At 63.6% G+C, this 16003-nt stretch carries 15 protein-coding genes; 7 read left to right on the top strand and 8 right to left on the bottom strand.

Features of this window, described 5'->3' with window-relative positions; translation table 11 throughout:
• Positions 1-253 precede the first annotated feature (253 nt).
• Positions 254-445: a hypothetical protein gene (locus M0D67_RS12850; RefSeq protein WP_154564899.1), complete on the bottom strand. Its 192-nt coding sequence runs from the start codon at positions 443-445 to the stop codon at positions 254-256.
• A gap of 319 nt (positions 446-764) precedes the next feature.
• Between M0D67_RS12850 and M0D67_RS12845 the strand changes: the two genes are divergently transcribed.
• On the top strand, positions 765-992 hold the full coding sequence (locus M0D67_RS12845; RefSeq protein ID WP_154564897.1) for a hypothetical protein: 228 nt from the start codon (positions 765-767) through the stop codon (positions 990-992).
• A 20-nt stretch (positions 993-1012) separates the two neighbouring features.
• On the opposite strand, the gene hfq is transcribed toward M0D67_RS12845, so the two are convergent.
• Complete coding sequence (hfq, locus tag M0D67_RS12840; RefSeq protein ID WP_154564895.1) at positions 1013-1522, bottom strand: RNA chaperone Hfq; 510 nt, start codon at positions 1520-1522, stop codon at positions 1013-1015.
• Between the two features lie 352 nt (positions 1523-1874).
• Between hfq and M0D67_RS12835 the strand changes: the two genes are divergently transcribed.
• The 6 genes from M0D67_RS12835 (at position 1875) to M0D67_RS12810 (ending at position 6240) form a co-directional block, all read left to right on the top strand.
• Positions 1875-2012 (top strand): hypothetical protein, encoded by a 138-nt coding sequence (locus M0D67_RS12835; RefSeq protein ID WP_166618265.1) that lies wholly within the window; start codon positions 1875-1877, stop codon positions 2010-2012.
• Between the two features lie 15 nt (positions 2013-2027).
• Positions 2028-2570: an RNA polymerase sigma factor gene (locus M0D67_RS12830; RefSeq protein WP_168435880.1), complete on the top strand. Its 543-nt coding sequence runs from the start codon at positions 2028-2030 to the stop codon at positions 2568-2570.
• Positions 2570-3412 carry an anti-sigma factor gene (locus M0D67_RS12825; protein ID WP_154564891.1) on the top strand — a complete coding sequence of 281 codons (843 nt, stop codon included), beginning with the start codon at positions 2570-2572 and terminating at the stop codon, positions 3410-3412. The genes M0D67_RS12830 and M0D67_RS12825 overlap by 1 nt, the downstream gene beginning before the upstream one ends.
• 269 nt (positions 3413-3681) lie before the next feature.
• Positions 3682-4170: a hypothetical protein gene (locus M0D67_RS12820; RefSeq protein ID WP_171926399.1), complete on the top strand. Its 489-nt coding sequence runs from the start codon at positions 3682-3684 to the stop codon at positions 4168-4170.
• Positions 4171-4209: 39 nt separating this feature from the next.
• On the top strand, positions 4210-5787 hold the full coding sequence (locus tag M0D67_RS12815) for an FAD-binding oxidoreductase (protein WP_171926400.1): 1578 nt from the start codon (positions 4210-4212) through the stop codon (positions 5785-5787).
• A gap of 45 nt (positions 5788-5832) precedes the next feature.
• Positions 5833-6240, top strand: coding sequence for a hypothetical protein (locus M0D67_RS12810; protein WP_154564885.1), 408 nt, complete (start codon positions 5833-5835; stop codon positions 6238-6240).
• A gap of 4 nt (positions 6241-6244) precedes the next feature.
• On the opposite strand, the gene M0D67_RS12805 is transcribed toward M0D67_RS12810, so the two are convergent.
• The 6 genes from M0D67_RS12805 to M0D67_RS12780 all read right to left on the bottom strand — a co-directional run bounded on the left by M0D67_RS12805 (position 6245) and on the right by M0D67_RS12780 (position 15752).
• Complete coding sequence (locus M0D67_RS12805; protein ID WP_233465012.1) at positions 6245-7294, bottom strand: DUF1571 domain-containing protein; 1050 nt, start codon at positions 7292-7294, stop codon at positions 6245-6247.
• 62 nt (positions 7295-7356) lie between these two features.
• Positions 7357-9162 carry an AMP-binding protein gene (locus M0D67_RS12800; protein WP_154564883.1) on the bottom strand — a complete coding sequence of 602 codons (1806 nt, stop codon included), beginning with the start codon at positions 9160-9162 and terminating at the stop codon, positions 7357-7359.
• A 150-nt stretch (positions 9163-9312) separates the two neighbouring features.
• The gene (locus M0D67_RS12795) at positions 9313-10614 is read right to left on the bottom strand and encodes an acetyl-CoA C-acetyltransferase (protein WP_171926401.1); all 1302 of its coding nucleotides are present in this window, start codon (positions 10612-10614) and stop codon (positions 9313-9315) included.
• Between the two features lie 179 nt (positions 10615-10793).
• Positions 10794-11714 carry a MaoC/PaaZ C-terminal domain-containing protein gene (locus tag M0D67_RS12790; RefSeq protein WP_154564879.1) on the bottom strand — a complete coding sequence of 307 codons (921 nt, stop codon included), beginning with the start codon at positions 11712-11714 and terminating at the stop codon, positions 10794-10796.
• Between the two features lie 2 nt (positions 11715-11716).
• Complete coding sequence (locus tag M0D67_RS12785; RefSeq protein WP_171926402.1) at positions 11717-13129, bottom strand: 3-oxoacyl-ACP reductase; 1413 nt, start codon at positions 13127-13129, stop codon at positions 11717-11719.
• Between the two features lie 124 nt (positions 13130-13253).
• Positions 13254-15752 (bottom strand): acyl-CoA dehydrogenase, encoded by a 2499-nt coding sequence (locus M0D67_RS12780; protein WP_266238900.1) that lies wholly within the window; start codon positions 15750-15752, stop codon positions 13254-13256.
• Between the last annotated feature and the right edge of the window lie 251 nt (positions 15753-16003).

Genomic DNA, 16003 nt, shown 5'->3' with positions numbered 1-16003 from the left:
ATACCTTTGTCACAAGCGCTGGAAGGTGCACGAGCCCGGATTCCACGGAGCCACTACCACTTGCAGGCCACGGTTCCCGCTTAGCATTAGCGGTTTGAGCCGCTTTCTTTGCTTACTTTCTTTGCGGCGGCAAAGAAAGTAAGTGCCGCCCCGCACAGGGGCAACGCTAATAGACCACTAGCAAATCAAGGAAAGGCACCACCCCAAGGCGCCCCACCAAAACGCGCGCCCTGCGAGGAAAAAAGCCCCCAATCTAATGCCGTTTCTTCCCCGCCGAAGGCACTTCATCCACAGCCGAGTGCCGCGGCTCACTCATATCGACTGCAATCGGATCACTAGCAGGAAAGCTTTCTTCAAGAGCTTCATCGAGACGGCTATCGGCTGACTCAGCGGGCGGCTGCACCGCTTCCTTGTGATGAGTTGCGTGTTGCTTCTGCTTGGTCATGACGTGCTCCACTGGAAGAGACTCGACAACTCAGCATAGCGCAAAGCAACCCCGGGCAGAGCATCAGCCGAACAACCCAATCCCCCGCACCGTAAGCATTTCCTTCAAACCCCAAAAAAACTGAAATCAGAAAACAACAAGCAAAAAAACAAAACTTAAAACCAACCCGCATCAAGTCGTTCTCCGAGTGTCGCCTGACAACAAAAAGCATCCGCCGGCCACACAGCCCGGCAAAAAAACACGGCATACCGTGAACGGGCAACGTCCAAGCTCGGGAGGGGAGCAACCAGAAGCAGCGAACAACAAGGCAGCGAACGACATGGACCGAAAAAACCCGGCGCGCGCGCAGCGCTTCAACGCATCACACGTGGTGGAAGCCGAACTGGAGCATCTGGATTGGGCGACACGGCAACCGGCGCTGCGCATGCTGGACGCCGTGTACTGGCGCCGCCGCGTGCTGGCGGTCAAATGCGGATTCGAGCTGACGGACTTGCAGGTGATGCGGCTGGAGAAAATCTTGCAGCGGCTCGGCTATCCGTCGGAGTAGCCGGCCGCCAAGGCGGCGTTTTATTCGTTGCCACCGCTGGTGCCACCGCCGGTGCCACCATTACCACCATGATTGCCGCCGCCATGGTTGCCACCGTCGCCGCCGCCCGTGCCGAACAGACGCCGGCGGCGTGTCACGACCACCGGACCGTCGGACGTGCTGTTGCTACGATCGGGCGCAGGGCGATCCGAAGACGGCGCGCCATACGACTCGCGCGGTTCACGCGGTTCACGGTGATCGCGCGGTTCACGCGAGCCGTGCGGGCCACGCGTGGTGTGCTCGCCGTGCGAAGGCCGCCCCCCGGCGCGCGGCGCCGGACGCGTGCCGGTGTCGAGCTGGATCGTCGAGATCGCGCGCTTGTAAATGCCTTGCAGGCCGACAGGCGTGCGCAGCATCACCAGATACTGATCGAACGACTCGATGCACCCTGTCAGGCGAATGCCGTTGACAAGATAGATCTCGACGCGCTTTCGTTCTTTGCGCGCAGCGTTCATGAAGTCGTTTTGCGGATGCGATTCTGCGGAAGCCATGGACAATTCAGGTTAGGAAGACGGTTGTTCGCCGCGATTCTACCCTGTGTGGGGGCAGAACGCGTCGGCGGGCGAACTGCGTCCACTATAACGGCTTGCGCGGACATAAGCATCTGATAACTATTAGCTGTAACGTTGAGTTACGAATCTGCCGACGAATAGCGCTTTCTTCGGCCACGTTCGAGCACGCCAGATCGGGGTGGCGGAAAAAGATGGTGCGTGTCGCTGCCGTACGTGGAATAAATCACAGCCCGCTCACGTTAATTCAGACATGGCAGCGTTGCATTTCGCACGTGGCCGATCGGATCCCCGGCTCGCAGGCGCCGGCCGGGCGCTCATCAGGAGACTCACCATGAAAGTATCCCGCATTCTTTCCGCCACCTTCGTGCTGCTGGCGCTCGCGCTGGGCTCGCTCGCAACGAGCGGCTGCACCACCGACAGCGGCGCTTCGGGCGCCAGCGGTAACAGTAGCAGCGGCGGCGGCTACTGATCGTTGCCACGCCGGGTGAGTTTCGAAGCTGAAGTGATTTCGTGGCTCCCGCAGTTGCGCCGCTACGCGCGCGCACTGACGGGCGACCGCGCCTGGGCCGACGACCTCGTGCAGGATACGGCGGAGCGCGCGCTCGCGCGCTGGTCGGCGTTCCGTCCGAACAGCAACCTGCGTGCGTGGCTCCTGACGATCCTGCGGCATCTTTACATCGATCAGTTGCGCGGCCGCCGCGAGATTGCCGTCGACGATGAAAGCGCGCCGTGGCGCAATCTCGAAGCGCCGCATGGCGAGGTCGACGGTCTGGTGTTACGTGATTTGCAGCGGGCGCTATATTGCCTGCCGGTCGAGCAGCGGGAAGTGCTGCTGCTCGTTTGCGTGGAGGAACTGTCTTATCAGGAAGCGTCGAAAGCGCTCGGCGTGCCGATCGGCACGGTGATGTCGCGGCTGTCGCGCGCGCGGGAACACATGCGCGTGCTGATGACGGAGGGGCCGCTTGAAGGGGGCGCTGTGGGGTTGGCGCGCAAAGTCCCGCCGCTGAAAGTAGTGAGAAATCCGTGATGAATAACGAGCACGATTCCAGCTTGCCTGAGGGGCCCGATCCGCGGGCGCTGTCGGCGTTTGTCGACGGCGAATTGCCGCCTGAGGAGCGCGCCGCGATCGAGGCGCAACTGGCGCAGCAGCCGCAGGCTGCCGCGAGAGTGGCGGCATGGCGCGCGCAGAAAGCGGCGCTGCAGGCGCTGTGCGGCGCGCCGCAGGGCAGCGAACGCAGCGAGAGCGTCGGACAGAGCGACGCGGACGACGAACCGGCCTTCATCGTGGTGCGGCGGCCGACGCCGTGGTGGCAACGCGTCGGCCTCGCGGCGTGCTGGCTCGCGGCCGGCGCGGGTCTCGCGCTCGCCTTGGGGCCGCTCGCCCCGCGTCTGACGGGCGGCGCGTGGAACGGGCTGGGCGGCCAGCCGCCGAGCTTTGCCGAGCGCGCCGATATCGCCTATGCGGTGTACACGCCCGAGCGGCGTCATCCCGTCGAAGTCGCCGCGAACGAGGAAGAGCATCTGATCAACTGGCTGTCCAAACGCCTGAACCGGCCGCTGTCGGTGCCGTCGTTGCAGGAGTACGGTTACTCGCTGGTGGGAGGGCGTCTGTTGCCGGGCGAAGCAGGACCGGCCGCGCAGTTCATGTACGAAAATACCAGCGGCGCGCGCCTCACGCTGTACATCACCGGAATTGCTCGCGACGAAACCGCATTCCGCCTGTTCCGCGACGGTAACCGCCGAACCTTCTACTGGGTCAGCGACCGCATGGGCTACGCGTTATCCGGGCCGATTTCGGAAGACAAGCTGCGCTCGATTGCTATCGAAGTGTGCAGCGCGCTAGGCGGCAAGCCGGAGGCCTGGCAGTAGCGCTGCAAGCGCGGCGAGCACCCGGACCAGGCAAAACGCTGATCGTCGGATTCCGTTGCAACACGTGGTAACAGAAACCGCCGTGCGCGCGCGTGTGCCGTCGGAATAGCGTCGCGCGGCGCCACGTTTACTCGCTGCAGGATCATGCTGTCCCGCCTTGCAAGCGCGTTGGGACGGCATGGTCTCGTGCGAGGCAAACCGACGGGGTCTTTACGGTGTCGACACGCTTTTTGCGAGTCGCAACGCCGGCACGTCGAGGCAGCGAAATCATGCTTACTTTTCATCAGTTCGGCACGGGGCTGCGTTTCGGCGTAGCGTGTCTGTGCCTGTGCGCCGTTTACGCGGCGCCGGTCGAAGCGCAATCGGATGCGAATGCGCCGCCGACGGACGCGTCGACCTGCCGCTTCGTGGTGGGTCAGGCGGAAATCGACGGCGTCATGCAGCAGGTCAGCGGTCGCGCGTGCCTGCAGCCCGACGGCAGTTGGCAGATCGTCGAAGACGATGCCGCCGCGCAGGCCATGGCGCCGGCGCCGGTGTATTACTACGATCCATGGTACTGGGGGCCGCCGGTGGCATTCGCTGGCGTGTCGGTCATTTTCGTCGACCGCTTTCATCATTTTCATCACATGGATCATGTGCGTTATGGGCACGGATCGTATGGAATGGGTGGGCGCGGCGGCTGGCACGGCGGCGGGTCGACGCACATGTGGGGCGGCATGTCGCACGGCATGTCGCACGGCGGTGGGATGCACCGCTAGCTTGCCGCCGCACACACGTATCGCCGCAAAGGAGATGCCTTGACGCGTAGCTTGCCGCCAAAAGTTTCCGCCGCCGGGTTCGATCGCGCGCTCGCCGGCTGGCGCGCGATCGTCGGCGAGTCGCACGTGGTGACCTCGGCCGCCGGGCTCGCCTCCTACCTCGATCCGTTCGCGCCCGGCGAGCGCGAAGCGTTTTCCGCGTCGGCCGCGTTGCTGCCCGCCTCGGTCGACGAGATTCGCGCGGTGTTGCGGATTGCCAATCAATTTCGCATTCCGTTATGGACGGTCTCGACCGGCCGCAACTTCGCGTACGGTGGCGCCGCACCGCGGCTGGCGGGTTCAGTCGTGCTCGATCTGCAGCGGATGAATCGCATCATTGAAGTGAACGAGACGCTCGCTTACGCGTTGGTCGAGCCGGGCGTCAGCTACTTCGATCTCTACGCGCATCTTCGCGAAAAAGGCTACAAGCTCTGGGTCGATCCGCCCGCGGCGGGTTGGGGCAGCGTGGTCGGCAATACGCTCGAGCGCGGCTTCGGCTATACCGCGTACGGCGATCACGCGGCGACGCAGTGCGGCATGGAAGTGGTGCTCGCCAACGGCGACGTGTTGCGAACCGGGATGGGCGGAATCGAAATCGGCACCGCGTGGCAACTGTATCAACCGGGCTTTGGGCCTTCCTTCGATGCGATGTTCATGCAGTCGAACTACGGCATCGTCACCAAGCTCGGTGTCTGGCTGATGCCCGCGCCGCCCGCGTATCTGCTCGGCGAAATCCAGTTCCGGCACGAAGAGGATCTCGAAACGATCGTCGATATTTTGCGGCCATTGCGGCTCGATGAAACGATCCGCAACAATGCGGTGATCGAAGGCGGTTTGCGCCGGGCCGCGGGTCTGTCGGCCCGTCAGCAGTGGTACGAAGGCAAAGGCGCCATGCCTGAAAGTGCGGTGGCGGCCATGCTCGACAAGCTGAACGTGGGCCGCTGGAATCTTCATTTCGCGCTGTACGGGACGCCTGAATTGATCGACGCGCGTTATGCGATCGTGCAGCGCGCGTTCTCCCGCGTGCCACAGGCGAAACTTTCGGCGGTTCGTTATACGGGCGATGCGCAACCCACCGCGGGCGGCGATCGCAACCTGGCCGGCATCCCCGCGATGAGCGCGTTTCGCATGCTCGACTGGCGCGGCGGCGCGGGCGCGCATGTGGACTTCGCGCCGGTGTGCCCAGCGACCGGCCGCGACGCGCTGCGTCAATATACGATGGTCAAGGCGCGCGCGGCGGAATACGGCTTCGATTACTACGGTGGCTTTACTGCGGGTGTGCGTCATCTGCATCACATCTTCGCGGCAATCTTCGACCGCGACGACGCGAATCAGGTCGAGCAGGCGGGCGCTTTATTGCGTTCGCTGATGAGCGATGCGCGCGCGGCGGGTTACGGCGAATATCGCGCGCATCTCGCGTATATGGATTTCGCGGCGGCGCAGTACAGTTTCAACGACGGCGCGTTGCTGCGGCTTTCGGAAACGATCAAGGACGCCCTCGACCCGAACGGCATTCTCGCGCCGGGCAAGCAGGGGATCTGGCCGGCAGCGTGGCGCGACCGGCGGGGTTATACGTGAGGCGCGTGAGTGAGTTAGTGAGTCAGTGAGCGAGGTGAACAGGCAATGGACCGACGCGCTTTCATGATGACCGGCGCATGGCTCTCGACCGCGGCAGGGGGCGCATGGCCGTGGCTCGCCGATGCCGCCGCTCGCCGCGACACGCTCGCCGTGATCGATTCCACCCTCGCGGGCGGCCCCGCATTCGCCGACTACGTCGCACGCATGAAGCTGCCCGTATTCGAAGCCGGTGACGACATCGGCGCCCTCTGGTACACGACACTTGCGCCGCGTTTCAGGCAGACACCCACGCAAACACCGGCGTCGCTGATCGGCCTCACACGCGCATCCGATTACTTCGTGCTCAGGGAACTTGCCACCCGCGTAGGCCAACTGGTCGAGCACAGCCACGAGCAGGGTGCGGGGCTCGTCGCGCATGTCGCTTTCGCGTTGACGCCGCGTCTTATCCGCTAGAACCCTAGAACTTATAAGCTTTGTTCTTTGGATCGAAGGTGGAATCGTCGAGCGTTTTCGGTGTGATGCTTTCGAAGACGATCTTCTCGAAGATCTTGCCGTCGTTGTCATAAGACTCGACAGTGCGGAAATACGGATGCCGCAGATCCAGCCCGAGCGTTTCTTTCTTCGCATAGAACTGCGGCGGGCCGTTCGGTGTTTCGAAGGTGAAGGCGACCACGCGCACGCCGTCGATCGTTTTCACTTCCACCTGATTCGAGCGCGGTATGCCGGCCTCAATGTATTTTTTGCATTCAGAGAGGTACTGACCGGCAATGTACTCGGTGCCGAGATCGCGCACCTGGTGGTTCGATTGCGCACGAGCGAGGGCGCCGTTCAACGCGGTCCAAAGCGGCATCACATTCATGATGCCGCCAAGGTGGCCGTACATTTCGTCGGTGCGCTTGGACTCGTCGTAGATGATTTCCTGCCCGGCGTGCGCACCGTCAGGCAGCCACTTTGCGTAGATTCGCAGCGGATCGTGGGCGATGCGCACCAGCATGTGATCGGGCTTGTCGGGCCACTGGCCATGAATGCGTTCCGAGCGCGACATGGTGAACTCGTATGACGGAAAACCGTTCGGCCCTTCCTTGATGTAGCGCGGTAACGCAAGCGGATCGAGCGACTGGAACAGCGCGACCAGTTGCGCGTCGTCGAGCTTCTCCATGGCGCCGCTCTGTTGCGCGGCGCGCAGCCACTTGACCTGCTGGTCGAGCGTGAGCTTGCCGACCTGCGAGGACGGCGTGGTGGGCGCCTTGACGGCGCTGTTGGTGTCGAGCGCGGGCGGCGTGTCGTCGTTCTGTGCGAATGCCGGCGGCGTTGCCAGCGCGGCGACGCTGGCCACTAGCGCGCCGATCAGAAGTCCCCGTGACGAAACCGCACGCAATGAAGCGGCTAGGGACGCGCCCAACGTGGCGGTCTCCGACGAAAGACGGGCGAGGCGCATGAAGGCCGGCGAGCGGCTCGAACTACGCGAGCGGCTCAAGCTACTCGAGCGGCGTGAGCGTGCGGACATGCTGTGCTCCATGAATCTCTCCGAAAGGACGGCGCAAGGCGTGGTGCCAGGCGCCTTGCCTGTCAGGCAGGTTTTTGCTTCGCGAGTTCCTCGTCGCGCAGCGCGCGGCGCAGAATCTTGCCGACGTTGGTTTGCGGCAGCTCGTCGCGGAACTCGACGAGCTTCGGCACCTTGTACCCCGTGAGGTTCTTGCGGCAGTGGGCGATCACCTGTTCCGCGGTCAGCGACGGATTGCGCTTGACGATGAACACCTTCACGCGCTCGCCTTGCGCCGCATCGGGCACGCCGATTGCGGCGACTTCGCGCACGTCCGGAAGCATCGCGATCACGTCTTCGATTTCATTCGGATAGACGTTGAAGCCCGACACCAGGATCATGTCTTTCTTCCGGTCGATCAGGCGAATGAAGCCGCGCGAATCCATTACGCCGATGTCGCCGGTGGCGAGCCAGCCGGCGTCGTCGATCGTCTTGGCGGTTTCTTCCGGACGATTCCAGTAGCCTTTCATCACCTGCGGACCCTTCACGCACAGTTCGCCGGCCTCACCGATGTTTGCCCACGACCCATCGTCTTTCCTGAAGCGTACTTGCGTGGACGGTGCGGGCAGACCGATCGAGCCTTCGAAGTCGCGAAGATTGGTCAGGTCCACTGGATTCATCGACACGATCGGCGAGCACTCGGTCAGCCCATAGCCTTCGATGATCGGCTTGCCGGTGACCGCCTTGAAGCGATCGGCGACCGATTTCTGCGTGGCCATGCCGCCGGCCATCGCGAGTTTCAGGTTCGAGAAGTCGCGCTTGCAGAATTCTTCGTTGTCGAGGAACGCGTTGTAGAGCGTATTCACCGCGGTGATGCCGGTAAATTTCTCGTGACGGATGATCATCATCACGCGCTTCATGTCGCGCGGATTGGCAATCAGGATGTTGCGTCCGCCGAGGCCCATGAAGATCAGCGCGTTCACCGTCAGCGAATAGATGTGATAGAGCGGCAGCGGCGTGAGCACCGTTTCGATGTCGCCGCTCAACTGCCCCTCGGACCAGACCTTCGCCTGCAGCAGGTTGGCGATAATGTTCCTGTGCGTGAGCATCGCGCCTTTGGCCACGCCCGTGGTGCCGCCGGTGTATTGCAGGAACGCGATGTCGTTGTGCGTGGGACGTACGGGCGTCAGCGGCCGCGTGTAACCGATCGAGAGCGCGTCGAGCAGCGGCACCGCTTTCGGCAGCTTGTATTCCGGCACCATCTTCTTCACATGGCGCAGCATGAAATTGAGCAGACGTCCCTTCAGATTCAGGCCGTCGGCGAGCAGATCGCCGAGACCCGTCACGATGACGTTCTGTATTTTGGTGCCGGGCAGTGCGTCTTCGACGGTCTTCGCAAAGTTCTCGAACACGATGATGGTTTGCGCGCCACTGTCCTTCAACTGGTGCGCGAGCTCGCGCACCGTGTAGAGCGGATTCACGTTGACCACTACGCCGCCCGCCTTGAGTACGCCGAACAGAGACACCGGATACTGGAACGTATTCGGCAGCATGATCGCGACGCGCTCGCCGGGCTTCACACCGATGCTTTGCAGATACGCGGCGAATGCGGCGGCCTTGCGGCCGAGCTCGCCATACGTCATGTTCGCGCCGACGCTCACATACGCGACGCGCTCGCGGAACTTCGCGATGCATTCGTCGAAGAACTGCACGAGCGATTCGTACTGGTTGACGTCGATCTCATGCGGAACGTCTGCCGGATACGACGCGTACCAGATGCCGTCGGTGTTGGGCGCGCGATTCGCCGCCTGACTGGGCACCGGGTCCGCTGCATTCGCAAGCGGTGTGGATCCGGCGGCGGGCGAGAGCGGGACTTGCGTGGGCTGGGTCATCGGTCGTCTCCTGAAGCAGTCGCTTCATCGGTTTGTATGCTGGTCTTGCAGCCAGTCATTGAAGTCATCAAGGCGGCAATCAAAGCGGTCATTGCTGCAGCCTTCGAAACAAGGCATTCATTGAAACACGCGCTGAGGCAAGCGCGACGCCTAGCGTTCCAGAATTGCCACTACGCCCTGGCCGCCCGCCGCGCAGATCGAGATCAGTCCGCGCGCGGTGCCGGCCGGCTTGTCGAGTTGCGCGAGCATCTTCGCGAGTCCGGCGACGATACGGCCGCCCGTGGCGGCAAACGGATGGCCGGTGGCGAGCGAGCTGCCATTCACGTTCAATTTTGCCCGATCGATCGCACCGAGCGGCCCAGGCAACCCGAGCTGCGTGCGGCAATACTCGTCATCCTGCCACGCCGCGAGCGTGCACAACACTTGCGCCGCGAAGGCTTCGTGAATTTCGTATAGATCGAAGTCCTGCAAGGTGAGCCCGGCACGCGCGAGCATGCGCGGCACGGCGTAGGCGGGCGCCATCAGCAGGCCCTCCTTCTTGTCGAAAAAGTCGACGGCGGCGGTTTCGGACCAGCTCAGATACGCCAGCACTGGCAGGCCATGTTTGGCTGCCCATTCCTCGCTTGCGAGCAGCACGGCGGACGCGCCGTCAGTCAGTGGCGTCGAATTGCCTGCGGTCAGCGTACCCGCGTCGCGATCGAATACCGGCTTCAGACCGGAGAGTTTTTCGAGCGTCAGGTCGGAACGCAGATTGTTGTCGCGCGCAAGGCCACGATACGGGGTCATCAGATCGTTGACGAAGCCGCGCGCATACGCCTCGGTGAGCTTGCGATGGCTGTCGTAAGCGAGCACGTCCTGCGCTTCGCGCGAGATGTTCCAGCGCTTGGCCATCAGCTCGCAATGCTCGCCCATCGAAAGTCCGGTGCGCGGCTCGCCGTTGCGCGGCAAAAGCGGTTTGAAGAACATACCCGGCCGCAGTTTGGCGAGAGCACCGACACGTTGGCCGGTGCTCTTGCCGCGATTCGCTTCGAGCAGGATCTTGCGCATGCGCTCGTTGACGCCGATCGGTGCGTCGGAGGTCGTATCGACGCCACCCGCGATCCCCACTTCGATCTGCCCAAGAGCGATCTTGTTGGTGACGAGAATGGCCGCCTCCAGCCCGGTGCCGCAGGCCTGCTGCACGTCGTAGGCGGGCGTTTCCTTGGCGAGCGTGGTGGACAGCACGGATTCACGCGTCAGGTTGAAGTCGCGCGAATGCTTGATGACGGCGCCGGCCGCCACTTCGCCAAGACGTTCGCCGTGCAGGTTGTAGCGGTCGATCAGGCCTTGCAGCGTGAAGGTCAGCATGTCCTGGTTCGACGCGGTCGCGTAAGCGGTGTTCGAGCGGGCAAACGGAATCCGGTTGCCGCCGATGATGGCGACGCGGCGCACGGCGGGCAGCGGGTTGGACATGCTTGGCTCCTTTGGGTCGTTCCCTGGTTATTGAACGGTGCGAACGGTGCAAATGATACGAACGGCGAGTAAGGCTGCTTTGCGTTGGTGTGTCTGCAAGCTCAGCAACGATTTGCAGGCGGCTTCAATTCCATGCGGTGACGAAAGCATGCGCGTGCCTGTGGGTGTCTGCCGGTGCCTCATAGCAGCTTCCACTGCATACGGCCACGCAAATGCGGTTTTTCTCCGGTAATGTCGCGCACCTCGATGTCGCGCTCGATCAGCGAAGGCGATGCGCTCCACAGCGACGCCTCGCCCGGCAGCAGCATCGGCAATTTGAATTCGGCACTCAATGTAGCCTCGGCGAGCGGTTTCGGCGGTTGCAGCGCGGCGGCGGCGCGCGCCAGCGTCCACATGCCATGTGCAATCGCACGCGGAAAGCCGAATGCCTTCGCGGACAGCGCGCTCAGGTGGATCGGGTTGTAGTCGCCGGATACGCGCGCGTAGTCGCGGCCCAGTTGCGGCGGCAGTTGCCAGCGCGAGATGCGTTCCAGCGCGACGTGCCCGAGCTCCAGCGGATCGAGCGAACTGCCGCTCGCCGGCACACCGCGTTTCAGATAGACGCTGTCGCCATCCCAAACCGCTTCGCCACGGCGGTACATGCGGGTATGCAGCACGAACGCCTGGCCCTTGTCGTGACGCAGCAGCGCGCCGAATTCCACCTCGACGCGCAACATGTCCTTGTAATTGAGCGGCCGGCGCAGCCGCACGTGGTTCGCCAGATGCACGAGGCCGAGCGCGGGCCAGGGAAACGCCGGGTCGGTGAGCATCAGCAGATGCAGCGGGAAGGCCAGCAGATGCGGATACGTGAGCGGCACGCCATGCTCGGGGATGAAGCCGCAGACCCGCGAATAACGCCAGATCGGCCCCGGGTCGAGGGCGACTGCCGGGCGCACGAGGCGCAACGCCGGCAGGTGTGTGTCGCGCCCGCGTTTGACGATGCCGGACAACGCGCGCCCATACAGTTTCGCCGGCGCAGGCAACTGCTCGATGAAGACGGTCTTCGGACGGGCCGCGCCCGCTGCGTGACCACCCCGGAACGGATCACCCGGTTCACTCATGCTCACGCTCCAATCAGGCTTTGTCCGCACACGCGCACGATCTGGCCGCTCACGCCCGCCGATCCCGGATGCGCGAGCCACGCGATGGTCTGCGCGACATCTACCGGCTGTCCACCCTGGCTCATCGAATTCATCCGGCGGCCGGCCTCGCGGATGGTCAACGGAATCTTCGCGGTCATCTGCGTTTCGATAAAGCCGGGCGCCACCGCGTTGATCGTGATGCCGCGCGCGCGCAGATGCGGCGCCATGCTTTGCACCCGGCCGATCACGCCGGCTTTCGATGTGGCGTAATTGGTCTGACCGAGATTGCCGGCAATGCCGCTGATCGACGACACGCCAATGATGCGGCCACCGTCGCGCAGAATGCCCGCCGCGAGCAGGGCGTCATCGATCCGTTCCTGCGCGGACAGGTTGATGTCGATTACGCTTTGCCACGCGGCGTCGGTCATCTTTGCGATGGTTTTGTCTTTCGTGATGCCCGCGTTGTGCACGACGATGTTCACGCCCTGTTCGTCGAGCGCCGCGGCGATCTGCGCGGGCGCTTCGGGCGCGGCGATGTCGAAGGCGAGGGCGGTGCCGTTCAACTGGCGCATGGTCGAGTCGAGCGCCTCGCGCGCCGTGGGAATGTCGATGCCGATCACGTGCGCGCCTTCCGCGGCGAGCACGCTCGCAATCGATGCACCGATGCCACGCGCGGCGCCGGTGACCACGGCACGCCGGCCTGCGAGCGGTTGAATCCAGTCGAATGCCGGCAGGGCATCGGCACCGGCGTGTACGCCGATGCGCACCACCTGGCCCGACACATACGCGGAGCGCGGCGATAGAAAGAATCGCAACGTCGCTTCGATATCGTTCTCGGCGCCTTGCTCCACGTAGATGAGATTCGCGGTAGTGCCGCGCCGTGCCTCCTTGCCGAGCGAACGCGTGAGGCCCTCGAGCGCGCGCTGCGCGGTCCATTGGCGCGGGCTCGCGCAGGCTTCCGGCGGCCGCCCCAGTACGATGATGCGGCCGCACTTGCCGAGCGAGCGCAGCGTATCGTGGAAAAAGCTGTGCGGCGGTTCGAGCTGGCTGCTGTCTTCGATACCGCTCGCATCGAACAGCAGGGCGGCGAGCTTGCCGTGCGAACCGGACTCCGCCGGTTCGAAACGGCCCGTCATCAAACCATGGCGATTCGCGAGCGGCACCCATAGCCCCGCGCTTTCATGGGCCACGCTGGTCATGCCGATGCTCGTCACGAGATTCGCGAGCGCATCGAGCAGACGCGGTTCGCGGCCCGCCCCGATCGCGATCAGTCCGTCGAACTCAGGCCGGTCCGCGCGATAACGGTGCAGCACCTCGGGCTTCGGTAAGCCTAACGAGCGCGCGAGGCGCGCGCCGAATGGCGAGTTGACGAAGTTCAGGTAAGAGTCTTTCATATTATTGATTGCTCCGCTGGCCACGCTCCGAAGGAAGTCCCATCGGGGACTTCAAACGTGTGTCAGTGTGCACCCAGTTTGGGGCATCTGGGTGAGCCCCGCCTGGATGTTTTTTTCAAGGCGCTCAGGCCGCGAACTCCAGCGCTTTTTCGAGCGCGTCCTTGCGCTTTTGCAGATTGGCGAGCATGTCGAAGTCGGGCGGGAAGTCGTCGACCTTCACGACTTGCGCGCCATACCGCGCATAGTCCTCGAGCACGCCGCGATCGTCGGCGTCGATCAGGCCTTTCTGTTGCGCCGTCTCGGTCCACGCGGCCAGTTGCGGCAGGCTCTGCGGCATCGGTTCGAGCAGGCCTTGTTTGACTGCGTCGCGCAGTTTCTGGTCGATCTGCGTGAAGCGCGGGTTCAACTCGAACACCAGCTCGCCGTAGCCGAGCGCGTCGACATCCGGATGCGGCACGTACGAGTCGGACACGAGGCGGTTGCGTGCCGCGCCCGGCGTTTGCATCAGCTCCGCGATCTCCGTGCCGAGGCGATCGGACGGCTCGCGATACGGCAGGCCGAATGGGAATGCCAGCACGCGCACGAGACCCGCGGCGAGGCGGTTCGGGTAATTCGCGAGCACACCGTCGAGCGCGTGCTGCGCTTTGTACAGCGAATCTTCGACGCCCCAGCGCACCAGTGGCAGGTCTTCTTCCTGACGGCCTTCGTCTTCGAAACGTTTGAGCGTCGCGGAGATCAGGTAGAGCTGCGAGAGCACATCGCCGAGGCGCCCGGAGATGCGTTCGCGCCGTTTCAGATCGCCGCCGAGCACGAACATGGAGACGTCGGCGAGCAACGCGAAAGCCGTCGAGATGCGAGTGGCCGCGCGGTAGTACGACAGCAGCGGGGCGTACGCCGTGCGCGGTTTGGTGATGAACGCGCCGCCCGTGACGCCATAAACGAAACTGCGCACCACATTGGAGAGCGTGAAGCTGACGTGACCGAAGAAGGCCGCATCGAAATCGCGCAGCGCCTTGCTGCGATCCGTTTCGCGCGTGGCCTCCATTTCCTTCAGCACATACGGATGACAGCGAATCGCTCCCTGGCCGAAGATGATCAGGCAACGCGTGAGAATGTTCGCGCCTTCCACGGTGATCGCGATCGGCACCTGCTGATAGGCGCGCGCGAGGAAGTTCGACGGCCCCATGCAGATGCCCTTGCCGGCGGCGACGTCCATGCCGTCGTTGATGACCATGCGGGCGCGTTCGGTGATGTGGTACTTCGCGATCGCCGAAATCACCGATGGTTTTTCGCCGAGGTCCACCGCCTGCGCGGACAGGCGGCGCGCGGCGTCCATCACGTAGAGATTGCCGCCCATGCGGCCGAGCGCTTCCTGCACGCCCTCGAACTTGCCGACGGGCGTGCGGAACTGGCGGCGTATCGCGGCATAGGCACCGGTGCCGCGCACGGCGATCTTCGCCATCCCCACATTCGACGACGGCAGCGAAATCGCGCGGCCCGCGGCGAGACACTCCATCAGCATGCGCCAGCCGTTGCCGACTTGCGCGCGGCCGCCGATCACCCAGTCGAGCGGAATGAAGACGTCCTTGCCCGAGTTCGGACCGTTCTGGAACACCGCGTTTAGCGGCCAGTGACGGCGGCCGATGTTGACGCCCGGATGGTCGGTCGGAATCAGCGCGCAGGTGATGCCGGGCTCTTCGTCCGAGCCAAGCAGATGGTCCGGATCGAGCGCGCGGAATGCAAGGCCGAGTACGGTCGCGATCGGTCCCAGCGTGATGTAGCGCTTGTCCCACGTGACGCGAAAACCGAGTGTCTCGCGGCCTTCGAACGTGCCCTTGCAGACGATACCGACATCGGGAATCGCCGCTGCATCGGAACCGGCGTAAGGGCTCGTCAACGCGAAGCAGGGGATATCGTCGCCACGGGCGAGGCGGGGCAGATAGTGGTTCTTCTGCTCTTCGGTGCCGTAGTGCATCAGCAGCTCGGCCGGGCCGAGCGAATTCGGCACCATCACCGAAACGGCGGCGGCCGAGCAGCGCGTGGAGAGCTTCATGATGACCTGCGAATGCGCGTAAGCGGAGAACTGCTTGCCGCCGTACTGCTTCGGAATGATCATGCCGAGAAAGCCGCGCTCCTTGATGTACTGCCAGGTTTTCGGCGACAGGTCCTGCCACACCATGGTGGTTTCCCAGTCATTCGCGAGATCGCACAGATGCTCGCATTCGACATCGAGAAACGCTTGTTCCTCGGCGGTGAGCGTAGCCGGGCCGTAGCCGAGCAGCGTGTCCCAATGCGGGCGTCCGGAGAACAGTTGGGCGTCCCACCAGACGGTGCCGGCTTCGATGGCGTCGCGCTCGGTCGGCGACATCTCCGGCAGGATCTTGCGGAAAATGTCGAGCACCTGTTTCGTGAGCCACGTACGGCGCAGCGGTTTGATCGTGAGGACGAGGGCGGGGAAGACGAAGACGATCGCGAGCAACGTTGTCGCCACTGGCCCCGCCGCTCCGCTGATATGCGCGGCCGCCACCCAGACGATCATGAAAGCAAGCCACCATGAGGCGCGCGCCTGAACGTAGACGAGCGCGAGAGCGGCAATGACGAGTACTAGGGTGAACCACGACATAACGTTTCCTCCTGTTTCGATGGTGCGTGCAAACGCATCCACGGGTCGCGGACGGCTCGCGTTCTGTTGGTCTTCTGACTGGCGGTGTTACTGCTGCGTCGCGCGCTCGGGGCGCTTTTGCGTTGCGCCCCTGCTGCGTTCTTCGTGTCGTTTTTTCAATTCGACAGCGTGATGTTGTTTAGGTGCGGGACTTAGACGTGCTGCTCGGATATGCGGTATTCATTCATGTTTTTGCACGCGGACGGCCCATC

The sequence above is a fragment of the Paraburkholderia sp. SECH4 genome, from assembly GCF_030511745.1.
In the GTDB taxonomy this organism is placed as follows: Bacteria; Pseudomonadota; Gammaproteobacteria; order Burkholderiales; family Burkholderiaceae; genus Paraburkholderia; species Paraburkholderia madseniana.
This window is presented reverse-complemented; position numbering and strand designations above follow the sequence as displayed.

Coding starts and splice junctions, on each gene's coding strand:
- M0D67_RS12850 (WP_154564899.1), bottom strand. CDS start 445: ATGACCAAGCAGAAGCAACACGCAACTCATCACAAGGAAGCGGTGCAG.
- M0D67_RS12845 (WP_154564897.1), top strand. CDS start 765: ATGGACCGAAAAAACCCGGCGCGCGCGCAGCGCTTCAACGCATCACAC.
- hfq (WP_154564895.1), bottom strand. CDS start 1,522: ATGGCTTCCGCAGAATCGCATCCGCAAAACGACTTCATGAACGCTGCG.
- M0D67_RS12835 (WP_166618265.1), top strand. CDS start 1,875: ATGAAAGTATCCCGCATTCTTTCCGCCACCTTCGTGCTGCTGGCGCTC.
- M0D67_RS12825 (WP_154564891.1), top strand. CDS start 2,570: ATGAATAACGAGCACGATTCCAGCTTGCCTGAGGGGCCCGATCCGCGG.
- M0D67_RS12820 (WP_171926399.1), top strand. CDS start 3,682: ATGCTTACTTTTCATCAGTTCGGCACGGGGCTGCGTTTCGGCGTAGCG.
- M0D67_RS12810 (WP_154564885.1), top strand. CDS start 5,833: ATGGACCGACGCGCTTTCATGATGACCGGCGCATGGCTCTCGACCGCG.
- M0D67_RS12805 (WP_233465012.1), bottom strand. CDS start 7,294: ATGTCCGCACGCTCACGCCGCTCGAGTAGCTTGAGCCGCTCGCGTAGT.
- M0D67_RS12800 (WP_154564883.1), bottom strand. CDS start 9,162: ATGACCCAGCCCACGCAAGTCCCGCTCTCGCCCGCCGCCGGATCCACA.
- M0D67_RS12795 (WP_171926401.1), bottom strand. CDS start 10,614: ATGTCCAACCCGCTGCCCGCCGTGCGCCGCGTCGCCATCATCGGCGGC.
- M0D67_RS12790 (WP_154564879.1), bottom strand. CDS start 11,714: ATGAGTGAACCGGGTGATCCGTTCCGGGGTGGTCACGCAGCGGGCGCG.
- M0D67_RS12785 (WP_171926402.1), bottom strand. CDS start 13,129: ATGAAAGACTCTTACCTGAACTTCGTCAACTCGCCATTCGGCGCGCGC.
- M0D67_RS12780 (WP_266238900.1), bottom strand. CDS start 15,752: ATGTCGTGGTTCACCCTAGTACTCGTCATTGCCGCTCTCGCGCTCGTC.